This is a genomic window from Candidatus Dedyshia acidiphila (genome assembly GCF_051025295.1).
Lineage (GTDB): Bacteria > Acidobacteriota > Terriglobia > Terriglobales > Acidobacteriaceae > KBS-83.
The window spans coordinates 1-10,369 of the sequence record NZ_JBMGJV010000068.1 but is presented as its reverse complement, the minus strand read 5'-3'; the positions used below and the strand labels follow the sequence as shown (position 1 = coordinate 10,369).

The following is a 10,369-nucleotide window of genomic DNA, read 5'->3' as shown; positions in this document are numbered from 1 at the left end:
CGTCGACGGAGAAGAACAACCAGGGCGCGGTGTTCAACCTGGCGACACAGCGGCTGGACTACCTGGGGCAGAACGGCTACCCCGACGCGGCGCGCGAGCTGCACTACACCAATGTGGCGCCACGCCTTGGGTTGACGTACCTGCTGACGCCGAGGACGGTGGTGCGGACGGGCTACGGTGTCGTGTTCATCGATCAGTCGGGCATCACAACCCCGTTCACGACGCCGCAGTTTCCGTTCATTCAGAACGTGCAGCAGCGCACACAGGACAGCATCAATGCAGCATTTGCGTTGTCACATGGGCCGACCGTGAATCCGATTCCGCTGACGCCGGATGCGGGACTGGGGCAGAGTGTGTACACGGTGGATCGTCATGCTGGGTCCGGTTATTCGCAGCAGTGGAACCTGGCCGTACAGCACTCGCTAACGCAGAACCTGTCGTTCGATGTGGGCTATGTGGGGTCGCACATCGTGCACGTGGGGATTCCGGATGCGAACCTGAACCAGCTCACGGTAGAGCAGCTCACGCTGGGCAATGCGCTGACCAAGCAGGTGCCGAACCCTTACTACGGGCAGCTTCCGACATCGAGCCCCATCGGCGGAAAGACGGTAGCGGAGGCGCAATTGCTGAAGCCGTATCCGCGGTTCCAGAATGTCGCTCTTTATCGTCACAACAGCGGTACTACAAACTACAACGCGCTCGAGGCGAAGGTGGAGCAGCGCACCAGCCACGGGCTGACGCTGCTGTTCAGCTACACGTATTCGAAGCTGATCGACGATGCGTCGTCGGTGTTTTCGTCGACCGTGCTGTCGTCGCCGAACTCGAGCAGCCTGGTCGCCGCAGACACGTATCGGCCGTACCTGGAACGGGATGCGTCGACCGGGGACACGCCGAATGTGATTGCAGCGAGTGCGGTGTACTCGCTGCCTGCAGGCCGTGGGCACAGCTTCGCATCGCATGGATGGACCGAGGCGGTGCTGGGTGGGTGGGACCTGAACGGCATCGTGACCGTGCAGTCGGGCGCGCCGGTGACGGTGACGCAGACGACGAACAACAATGCGTTCGCGGGGTTCGTGCTGCAGCGGCCTTTCCTCAAGGGGCGTACTTCCCTGCCCGCCAACCAGCGCACGCCACAGCGCTTCTTCAACACGTCCGCTTTTCAGACAGCGGGACGCTTCGTGCTGGGCAATGCATCACGCAACCCGGTACGCGGGCCGGCGTATCGCGATCTCGATCTCGCGCTGGTGAAGCACTTCTCCTTGCCCGAGCGGGCACAGATCGAGTTTCGCGCAGAGCTCTTCAACGCGACGAACACACCCGCATTTGCGCAACCAAATGGCAGCTTCGGCTCCGCCGCATTTGGCAGCATCACAAGCACAGTGACGGACCCGCGCGTGGCGCAGTTCGCGCTGCGCATCAGCCGGTAGGCTGCCGGACGCGCAGGGCGGGGGGTCCGGCCTCGCTAGGCAACCCCAACCCTTTCCTCTAGAATCGGTCCTCACACATGGACAAACCAGCGGTCTCCATTCCTGACGTGCCGACCAAGTCGTTCCCTTCCTCTTCTGGCGAGATGTTTGACGAGTTTTTTTTCGCGGGAGACCAAGTGGAGCTTCAAGAAGAACGAGCTACTTGACTCGCGGGCACGGCGTCTGTTCGAAACCACAGCACTGGCCTGCTCGTTTGACGCGTATCCGTTCCAGATCCCGCTGCAGGGCCGCTCCGGGCCGATGGTGACAGCGGACGGCCACAGCATGCTGCTGCTCTCGTCCTACGACTACCTCGGCCTGAACGGGCATCCGCGGGTGGAGCGGGCGGCGGTAGAGGCGCTGCAGAAGTACGGCACCAGCACCGGCGGGGCGCGGCTGCTGACCGGTACGCTCGATCTGCATCGGGAGATGGAGCGGGTGATCGCTGAGTACAAAGGCACGGAGGCGGCCGTCACCTACAGCTCCGGCTACATGGCGAACGTCGGAGTGATCAGTGCGCTGTTCGGTGCCAGCGACCGGGTGATCATGGACGAGCTTTGCCACAGGAGCCTGCTCGACGCCTGCAAGATGGCCGGCGTGCCGGTGCAGCGATTCCGGCACAACGACATGGACAGCCTGCGGCGGGAGATCCGCGGCGGCAACCCGGCCAACCGCACGCTGCTGATCAGCGACGGCGTGTTTTCGATGGACGGCGACATCTGCCTGCTGCCGGAGCTTATTGAAGTCAAGAAGGAGTTCGGTTGCTTTCTGCTGATGGACGAGGCGCATGCCACCGGCACAATTGGGGCGACGGGTCGCGGCACGGACGAGTACTACGGGATCGATGGCAGCGACGTCGACCTCTGGACCGGCTCGCTGGCCAAGTCGATCCCCTCGAACGGCGGCTTCGTCGCGTGCTCGCGGCAGCTGGCGATCTACCTGCAGCATGCCTCGTCGCCCTACATCTTCTCCGGCGCGATGAATGCCTCATCGGTGGCGGCGATCGTGGAAGCATTTGCTGTGCTGCGCGACGAGCCGGGCCGGGTGGCCTGCGTGCAGAACAACGCGCGGTTCCTGCGCAAGGGGCTGCAGGCGCTGGGCTACGACACCGGGCTATCGGAGACGGCAGTAGTGCCGGTGGTGCTGCGCGACGAGACGGCAACGGCGATGCTGGCACGGCGGCTGCGCGACCACGGTGTGCTGGCCGCACCGGTAATGTTCCCGGCGGTGGCGCAGGGTCTTGCGCGCCTGCGGCTGTGCGTCACGGCAGCGCATACGCGGGAGCATCTGCAGTACGCGCTTGACGTCTTCGGCAAGCTGGCGAACTAGCGGCCGTGGCAGCGTCCCAAGCAGAGCGCGCCACCGTGCTGGTGACGGGAGCCAGCGGCTTTCTGGGTGGACGCCTGGTGGAGCTTCTGGCCGTGCGAGGCGAGCGCGTCCGCATCCTGGCGCGCGCCCAGGCCGACCTGCGGCACCTGTCGCAAGTCAACATCGACGTGGTGCGCGGGGATCTGAACGACGAGGGTGCGCTCTCTGCAGCCGTGCGGGGCACCAGGATCATCTACCATTGCGCGGCGGCGTCGACCGACTGGGCGCCGGACGCGGTGTTTCAATCGGCAAATGTGACCGGAACGGAGCGCCTGCTGGCTGCGGCGGTGCGCGAGCCCGAACTGGCCCGCTTTCTGCATGTGAGCACGACGGATGTCTACGGCTATCCACGTGTGGTGTGCGATGAGAGCGGCGCGATGCGCGATGTGGGGCTGCCGTACAACCGGACGAAGATCCTGGGCGAGCAGGCGGCGTGGCGTGCGCAGCGGGAGCATGGACTGCGCGTGACGGTGGTGCGGCCGGCGACGATCTACGGTCCGCGCGGCAAGGCATTCGTCACGGATGTAGCAGAGTTGCTGAGGCAACGCTCGATGCTGCTGGTGGACGGTGGCCGGCAACGGGGCGGCTTCGCTTACGTCGACAACGTGGCAGAGGCGATGATGGCAGCGGCGGCCAGCGAGGCGACGCTTGGCCGCGTGTACAACCTGTCCGACGAAACAAACGTAACCTGGCGCGGGTACGTGCATGCGCTGGCGGATGCGCTCGGGCTGCCGCGGCCCTGGCTGTCGCTTCCCTTTCCAGCGGCGATGGCGGCGGCGCGGGCGATGGAGCTGCCGTACCGCGGGCTACCGCTACCCGGCCGACCGCTGCTGACGCAGCATGCCGTACACCTGCTGGGGCGCGACCAGGAGTTCCCAGTAGCGCGAGCGCGCGAGGAGTTCGGCTTTGCACCTGCGGTGTCGTTCGCCGAGGGCATTGCACGTTCCGCGGAGTGGGTGCGAGCGCAGGCTACGGCTGCGCCGCAGGGATGATTGGCAGCACGATGTGCGACGGATGCTCGGGGTCGAGATAGATGCTGTTCTCCGCGATGCGGGCGCGGCGGTTCTGACCTAGCGGCTCACCCGTATTGGGGTTGACGTCGAAGCGTGGAAAGTTGCTGGACGAGATGTCGAGCCGGATGCGATGGCCCTTCTGGAAGACGATCGAGGTGGGATACAGCTCGATGGTGAACTCGGCTGGTTTGCCGGGTGAGAGCATCTCCGGCTTCGCCAGCGAGTTGCGATAGCGAGCGCGCACGATGCCGTCACCAATGTTCAGATCGATGCCCGCGGGGAAGTCTGCGTTCGGCGGATAGACATCGACGAGCTTCGCGGTGAAGTCAGTGTCTGGCCCGTCGGATGCGGCCCACAGCTTCACGAGCAGGCGGCCGGTGACTTCGACATCACGTTCGAGCGGTGGCGTCTCGAACACGAGCACGTCGTTGCGCGTCGCAAGCGGGAGCGTGTCGTGACAGAGGCGGACCTCGGCGGTGCAGCGCTGATCGGTGGCGCCGGCGGTCGAGAGCGGCCCCTGCGAGGAGTTGTTGCCGCCGAGTGTCGGCACGGGGTGATGCGGGTCGAAGCTGTAGCTGAGCGACGCGTGCGCGGTGGGCTTGTCGGGTGAGAGCAGGCCTTCGGCGTGGAGGTAGTAGGGGGTCGCGGCCGTGCGTGCGAGCGGCCACTCCTGCTCATCGCGCCAGTGGCCACCGACGAAGACGCGACCTTCGGGAGTCTTGTGCGCATCGCCCCCGCCCATGATGTAGAGGCGCACAGGCGGCTCACGGTCGACGCCGTTGTCAATGCCGCGGAGCCAGCGATCGAACCAGCGCAGTTCGAAGCCGTTGAGGTCGATGGCCGCATCGGGCGTGAACTGCGCATCACCGGCGAAGCTGGCGTTCGGACGGCTGTGTGTCCACGGCCCGACGATGAGGCGCTGCAGGCTCTTCTTGGCGCTGTGGAGCAGCGGGTAGTTGAGGTTGGCGACCGGCAGCGTCCAGGAGTCGTACCAGCCGGTGACGTGGTAGACGGGCACGTCCTTGTACTCGGCGAGGTGCGCGGTGACGTCGGCTCCGGCATCCTTCCAGAAGTCGTCGTAGTCACTGTGACGCATCGCTTCGACGAGCCAGCGCTCATAGTCGGGCGCGAACTTGAGCGGCGTGGTGCCGGGGCGCAATGGCAGCGCGTCCACGTACTCGGGCACATGCTGGCTGAGGTCGGCGAGCGCGGGGACTGCATCGGGCGTGGCTGCGGCGCGTGCGGCAGCCACCTTGTTCGGCGTGCCGCTGGGGTCGCCCATGGAGAAGACCCAGTTGACCCAGCGCAGTTCGAACGCGCCCTGGTGACGCACGCCGTACTGGCCGTAGTCCGACATGGCGAAGAGCGGAACCATCGCCTTCACATCCGGCGCGCCGGCGATGGCGAGCGCATGCTGCGTGCCGCCCTCGTAGGACGTGCCAAGCGTGCCGATACCGCCGTCGGACCAGGGCTGCTGGCCGATCCACTTCGCGGTATCGTAGCCGTCGTTTGGGTCGTCGGTGAGCGGCCGCCAATGCCCCTCTGAGTGGTAGCGGCCACGCACGTCCTCAACCACGACGACATAGCCGCGTGTTGTGAAGTAGCTGGCGAACGACGGCGCACGCAGTGCCTTGTCATATGGCGTGCGCATGAGCAGCGCAGGAAAGCGACCCTCTGCGGCAACGCCGTCTTTGGACGGACGATAGATATCCGCGGCCAGGCGGACACCGTCGCGCATGGGGATCATGATGTCTTTCGCGATAGTGACGGAGTAGGCGAGCGCAACGACGGGCTCAGCAGCACGAGCCGCAACTGGGGGTGTGGCGAGAAGCAGGACGGCGAAGCACAAGCGGACAGACCACGAGCGGCGTGAGGTCATGAGCTCTCCTGTTGGGGAGCCAAGCATAGCAGCGGTGCGGCGCGGAGGGTGCGCGGCGCTCAGGAGAACTTGCGGAGCGCGAGCACGGCGTTGAGGCCGCCGAAGGCGAACGAGTTCGACAGGCAGGCCTCGACGGATGCGATGCGCGCGGTGTTCGGGATCACGTCAAGATCGCAGGCTGCGTCGGGCGTGGTGAAGTTCGCGGTCGGGGGAAGGATGCCGTTGGCAAGCGCCAATGCGGAGGCTGCAGCCTCGATCGCACCGGCGGCGCCCAGCGTGTGGGCGTGCATGGATTTGGTCGAGCTGATGGCGAGCCGGTCCGCATGCGCGCCGAAGGTGAGCCGGATGGCGGCGGTCTCGGTGCGGTCGTTCGCATCGGTCGCGGTGCCGTGGGCGTTGATGTAGCCGATCTGCTCCGGGGCGAGGCCGGCATCGTTGAGCGCCATGCGCATGGCGCGGGCGGGTCCCTCAGGACAGGGCTGCGTGATGTGCTGCGCATCGGCGGACATGCCGAAACCGACGATCTCCGCGATGGGACGTGCGCCGCGCGCGAGAGCCGCCTCGAGCGGCTCCAGGACGAGCATGGCTGCGCCTTCGCCGAGCACCATGCCGGTGCGGTCGGCCGAGAATGGCCGGCAGGTGTCGCGACTGATGACGCGCATCGCCTCCCAGGCCTTCAGGTTGCCGTAGTAGAGCGGGGCTTCGCTGCCGCCGGCGAGCGCGATGGGCGCTGCACCGGAGCGAACCATATGGAAGGCCTGACCGATGGCGTGCGCGGACGAGGCGCAGGCGGTCGAGACGGTCCACGCCGGGCCCTGGATGCCGAAGTGCATGGAGATGTGGCTGGTGCCGGCGTTGCTCATGCCGAGCGGGATGGTGAGCGGGTGGACGCGATTGCGGCGGTGCAAGAAAAGTTCGCGATAGCCCTGCTCCTCTGCCGCGCGGCCGCCGATGCACGAGCCTGTGACGATGGCGCCCTGTGCGCGCATCTGCGGCGTGAACTCGATGCCAGCCTGGGCGACCGCCTCGCGCGCGGCGACGACCGCGAACTGCGCGAAGCGATCCATGAGGAGCACATCCTTCGCCGGCAGGTGCTGCTCCGCGTCGAAGCCTACGACGTTAGCCGCGTGCTTGAAGCGGATGGTCTCGAAGTCCGGGTGATCGACGTTGCGGATGCCACAGCGGCCTTCGACCAGCGACTGCCAGGAGGCATCGCGGGTGAGGCCAAGGGCGCTGATAACGCCGATCCCGGTGATGACGACGCGGGGCACTCTCAGGCTTCCGAGGAGCCGGACTTGAGGGCGAGCAGGTGCTCGATTCCTGCGATCATTTGCGGGATGTTCTGCACCTTTTTGGCTTCTTCATCATCGATCTGTATGTCGAACTCGCTTTCGAGATCGAAGAGGATGTTGAGACGATCGAGCGAGTCGATGCCGAGCTCTTCGAAGGTGCTGTCCGGGCGGACCGATGCGACTGGGATTCGCCGGGTGTTCGCGATGACCTTGAGGACACGATCCTGAGTGGATTCTGACATAAGCAAAAATGGGGCCCGCTGCAAGTGGCCAACGACACAGGTTGGCGTGCCGTGAGCCAGAGATTTCCTCCAGCGCTGATTCATGGAATCGTCATTCTACCCTCAAACGCTGTAGGCGCGATGAAGGCCCTGCGGATAGGCACCCGGGCAGGGCTGGAGAGTTATGCTGAAAGTGGCGGTTTGCGGCCAAATTCTGCACGGCGCTGATTGTCGTTCCCCGTTACATTCTGCTCGCGCGATGAGCTGAGGATGATGCAGGCAATCGATTCCGCGTGAAAGAGGACCGAGGGAGCAGCGCAGCAGTGAGTCTACTGAGCAAAGGCGGAAGCCGGTCCGAAGACAGCGGACGCAGGATGACGCGGGGCCGCAGGATATAGATATGAACCACGACCAGAGGACGAATCAATGATCCGCGAACTACGACCGCTGGTGCCCTACCTGAAGCGCTACCGGCGCTCGTTTTTCTGGGGCGGCGTGTCGGTGGTGATGTCCAATGCGATCTGGATCCTGCTGCCACAGGTGATCCGCCGGGCGATCGACGCACTGAACCAGGGCGTAACGCAGCAGAAGGTGCTGCACTACGCCGAGCTGATCGTGCTGGTGGCCGCGGCGAAGGGCGTCTTCCTCTTCCTGACGCGCTGGATCATCATCGGCATTTCGCGCGAGATCGAGTTCGACCTGCGCAACGACCTCTTCCGCCGCCTGGAGGAGCAGCCGGCCAGCTACTACGCCGAGCATCGCACCGGCGACATCATGGCGCGCATGACGAACGATCTGAACGCAGTGCGCCAACTGCTGGGGCCGGCGATCATGTACAGCGCCAACACGGTCCTGTTCTCGATCGGCGCGGTGTTCTTTCTGCTGCGCATGAGCCCGTTCCTGACGCTGGTGGCGCTGGTGCCGCTGCCGCTCGCGAGCGTGCTGGTCCAGACCATGGGGCGCAAGATTCACGACCGGTTCGAGCGCATCCAGGCGATGTTCTCGGAGATCTCAGCGCAGGCGCAGGAGAACTTCTCCGGCGCACGGCTGATCCGGGCGTTCGCACAGGAGGAGCCGCAGATCAAGTCGTTCGAAGCGGCGAATCGCGAGAATGTGCGGCGCGGGCTGCGGCTGGTGCAGTTGATGGGCATGCTGTGGCCCACGCTTGAATTCATCCTCGGTCTCTCGCTTGCGATCACGCTGCTGGTGGGCGGCCACGAGGTGCTCTCGCACCAGCTCTCGGTCGGTCAGTTTGTCGCGTTCAACACGTACATGGTGATGCTGACGTGGCCGATCATCGCGCTCGGCTGGGTGGTGAACCTGGTGCAGCGTGGCACGGCATCGGTGATCCGCATCGACGAGTTGATGACGGAGAAGCCGACGATCGATGATGCGGCGGCGAACCGCGCGCTGGGGCCAGAGACGCGGCTTGAAGGCCGGATCGAGTTCCGACACCTGAGCTTCTCCTACACCGACACGAGCGGCAAGCCAGTCGAGGTGCTGCATGACATCTCGCTCGACATTCCGGCGGGCACGAGCCTGGCACTGGTGGGACCGACGGGATCGGGCAAATCGACAGTGGTGAGCCTGATGGCGCGGCTCTATGACGCGGAGCCGGGCATGGTGCTGATCGACGGTCGCCCGATTCGCGAGTATCCGCTCGAAACGCTGCGCGCGAACATCGGGTTTGTGCCGCAGGAGACGTTCCTGTTCAGCGAGTCCATCCGCGAGAACATTGCGCTGGGCGCGCCGCAAGCGAGCGAGGAACAGGTGCTTGCGGCTGCCGAGGCGGCCCACATCCGCAAGGAGTTCGAGGAATTTCCGCACGGGCTGGATACGGCGGTCGGCGAGCGCGGGGTGACGCTTTCGGGCGGTCAGAAGCAGCGGACCGCGATCGCGCGCGCGGTGGTGCGCGATCCCGCGATTCTAGTGCTCGACGATGCACTGGCCAGCGTGGATACGTACACGGAAGAGACGATCCTGCGCCGGCTGCGGGAGATCATGCGCGACCGCACGACTATCTTTATCTCGCACCGCATCTCGACGGTGCGGCATGCGGATCGCATTGCCGTGCTGGTGGATGGCCGCATTGCCGAGCTGGGAACGCATGAAGAGCTGCTGAACCGGGGACGCTTCTACGCCGGGCTTTACGAGAAGCAGCTGCTGGAAGAAGAGCTGGCGGTCACCGGCTAGGAAGCGACGCGCGATCGCAGCTGAAGTGCTGCTTAACGCAATCGAAGGAGCGCCGCCCCGATGGAGCGGCGCTTTTCTTCTTTGCGCGAGGTCGGGGCCGTTGATCCGTCTCGGGCACCTGTCATGGATCGCTTCAGGCGATCGACTCAGGCGATCAACTCAGGCGATCAACTCAGGCGATCCAGGCCGGAGCCGCATCGGAGCCCGCAGGCGGGCGGATTGCGACAGGCGCGCCAGCCTGCTCTGCCCAAGTCTGCAGATCGCGGGGGACGGACGCAGCGACGGTGGGATCCTGGGCGACCACCTGCCAAGCTTCGCGAACATTCCGCACCTCGCGTGCCGTGTTGCGAAAGATGGTGCTCGACGCGGCAGCCGAGGCGCGCAGGATATCCGCAAAGATGGCGACATAGAAGTCGCTGAGGTGCTCGGCCGACTGGCCGCCCTGGTCCATGCGCAGCGTGGACTGGAGGTGAATGATGATGCCGAGCGCGCGGCGTGCGGCGTCCCGGCGCGCAGGCGTGTCCCCGGCTTCCGACGCTGCGGCGGCCTGGAGCAGGAAGCGGTGCAGTCCGTCATAGAGGGCGACGACGAGTTGAACACTGCTGGCACTTTCGATGGCGGCCTGGTGATAGTGACGCATGACGGTTACGATCCCTTCTGGTTGTAGCCCGTGACGGCAGAGTAGATTTCATTGACCAGGTTGAGCTGGAGCGGAATCTCCTGCAGGGTCTGGTTGGCCCGGTTCAGTTGGTTTGTCAGCGTCGTCTTTTGCGTCGCGACGCGCGCGTCGATGATGCTGATCGTGCTGTTGAGGCTGGTCTCCACGGCGGTGTTGGCCTCGCTGGCGCGGCTCAGCAATCCTTTGGGCGTGGTCGTGCCGGCCCCGCTCACCGCATGTGCGAGGTTCAGCCCAAAGCCGTTGCTGTTCTGAAAAAAA

The 10,369-nt window shown here is 65.2% G+C and carries 8 protein-coding genes and 1 pseudogene; 4 read left to right on the top strand and 5 right to left on the bottom strand.

The window, feature by feature from the left end; all coding sequences use genetic code 11:
- The 3 genes from AC5IJH_RS17855 to AC5IJH_RS17845 form a co-directional block, all read left to right on the top strand.
- On the top strand, nt 1-1,427 hold a 1,427-nt coding region (locus AC5IJH_RS17855; protein ID WP_491904182.1), incomplete at its 5' end, for an outer membrane beta-barrel protein.
- Nucleotides 1,428-1,574: 147 nt separating this feature from the next.
- Complete coding sequence (locus tag AC5IJH_RS17850) at nt 1,575-2,795, top strand: aminotransferase class I/II-fold pyridoxal phosphate-dependent enzyme (protein ID WP_491904181.1); 1,221 nt, start codon at nt 1,575-1,577, stop codon at nt 2,793-2,795.
- A 5-nt stretch (nt 2,796-2,800) separates the two neighbouring features.
- Nucleotides 2,801-3,826, top strand: a complete 1,026-nt coding sequence (locus AC5IJH_RS17845) for an NAD-dependent epimerase/dehydratase family protein (protein WP_491904180.1) — start codon at nt 2,801-2,803, stop codon at nt 3,824-3,826.
- On the opposite strand, the gene AC5IJH_RS17840 is transcribed toward AC5IJH_RS17845, so the two are convergent.
- From AC5IJH_RS17840 to AC5IJH_RS17830, 3 genes are read right to left on the bottom strand one after another with little or no spacing between them, the layout of a single operon-like run.
- Entirely contained in the window at nt 3,804-5,726 is a 1,923-nt protein-coding gene (locus AC5IJH_RS17840; protein ID WP_491904179.1) for a CocE/NonD family hydrolase, read from the bottom strand. The genes AC5IJH_RS17845 and AC5IJH_RS17840 overlap by 23 nt on opposite strands.
- 59 nt (nt 5,727-5,785) lie before the next feature.
- Nucleotides 5,786-6,997 (bottom strand): beta-ketoacyl-[acyl-carrier-protein] synthase family protein, encoded by a 1,212-nt coding sequence (locus AC5IJH_RS17835; protein ID WP_491904178.1) that lies wholly within the window; start codon nt 6,995-6,997, stop codon nt 5,786-5,788.
- 2 nt (nt 6,998-6,999) lie between these two features.
- The gene (locus AC5IJH_RS17830; RefSeq protein WP_491904177.1) at nt 7,000-7,344 is read right to left on the bottom strand and encodes a phosphopantetheine-binding protein; all 345 of its coding nucleotides are present in this window, start codon (nt 7,342-7,344) and stop codon (nt 7,000-7,002) included.
- A 321-nt stretch (nt 7,345-7,665) separates the two neighbouring features.
- On the opposite strand from AC5IJH_RS17830, the gene AC5IJH_RS17825 reads away from it, so the two are divergent.
- Entirely contained in the window at nt 7,666-9,432 is a 1,767-nt protein-coding gene (locus AC5IJH_RS17825) for an ABC transporter ATP-binding protein (RefSeq protein WP_491904176.1), read from the top strand.
- A gap of 172 nt (nt 9,433-9,604) precedes the next feature.
- On the opposite strand, the gene AC5IJH_RS17820 is transcribed toward AC5IJH_RS17825, so the two are convergent.
- Nucleotides 9,605-10,072, bottom strand: coding sequence for a flagellar export chaperone FliS (locus AC5IJH_RS17820; RefSeq protein WP_491904175.1), 468 nt, complete (start codon nt 10,070-10,072; stop codon nt 9,605-9,607).
- 5 nt (nt 10,073-10,077) lie between these two features.
- Nucleotides 10,078-10,369 (bottom strand): annotated as a pseudogene (locus AC5IJH_RS17815) (flagellar filament capping protein FliD); the annotation flags it as partial.

What these genes read in the sequence shown, in the direction of transcription:
- AC5IJH_RS17840 (WP_491904179.1), bottom strand. Translation starts at nt 5,726, where the DNA reads ATGACCTCACGCCGCTCGTGGTCTGTCCGCTTGTGCTTCGCCGTCCTG.
- AC5IJH_RS17825 (WP_491904176.1), top strand. Translation starts at nt 7,666, where the DNA reads ATGATCCGCGAACTACGACCGCTGGTGCCCTACCTGAAGCGCTACCGG.
- AC5IJH_RS17830 (WP_491904177.1), bottom strand. Translation starts at nt 7,344, where the DNA reads ATGAATCAGCGCTGGAGGAAATCTCTGGCTCACGGCACGCCAACCTGT.
- AC5IJH_RS17820 (WP_491904175.1), bottom strand. Translation starts at nt 10,072, where the DNA reads ATGCGTCACTATCACCAGGCCGCCATCGAAAGTGCCAGCAGTGTTCAA.